Origin of the sequence: Parageobacillus caldoxylosilyticus NBRC 107762, assembly GCF_000632715.1 — a bacterium.
In the GTDB taxonomy this organism is placed as follows: Bacteria; Bacillota; Bacilli; order Bacillales; family Anoxybacillaceae; genus Saccharococcus; species Saccharococcus caldoxylosilyticus.
This window is the reverse complement of the sequence record NZ_BAWO01000129.1, coordinates 1-542: the sequence shown is the minus strand read 5'-3', so window position 1 is coordinate 542 and position 542 is coordinate 1. Positions and strand designations below refer to the sequence as shown.

Annotated in this window: 1 protein-coding gene; it reads left to right on the top strand. The window is 45.8% G+C overall.

Annotated features, from left to right (window positions below; translation table 11 throughout):
* A partial coding sequence (locus GCA01S_RS18945) for an IS256 family transposase (protein WP_042412613.1) occupies window positions 1–542 on the top strand: 542 nt, incomplete at both ends.

Genomic DNA, 542 nt, shown 5'->3' with positions numbered 1-542 from the left:
AGGAGATTCTTCAACAACTATACAACAGGGGCGTCAAGGAAGTGCTTCTGGGCGTATTCGATGGACTACCGGGGTTGGAGGAAGCCTTTAAGGCGGTTTATCCGAAAGCCGATGTGCAGCGTTGTGTCGTTCACAAAGTCCGCAACACGCTCCATCGTGTTCGGAAAAAAGACCAATTCGAAGTGGCCGAGGATCTCAAGCTGATTTATCGCGCGCCGAATAAGGAGATGGCGTTACAAATGTTTCAACAGTTTGAGTCGAAATGGTCCAGCAAATATCCAAGAGAAGTTCAATCTTGGGCCAATGAGTTGGATGTCCTCCTTACATTTATGGATTATCCAAGCAGTATTCGAAGTGTGATTTACACGACCAATGCCATCGAACGAACGATCAAGGAGATTCGGAAACGCCTAAAACCGATGAACAGTTTGAATAGTTTAGAAGCCGCTGAAAAAATCGTGTATTTGACCATTCAAGATTTTAATGAGAAATGGGCAGGGCGAAAGTTGCGAGGATTTGCCGAAGCGCATGAAGCCCTTCAA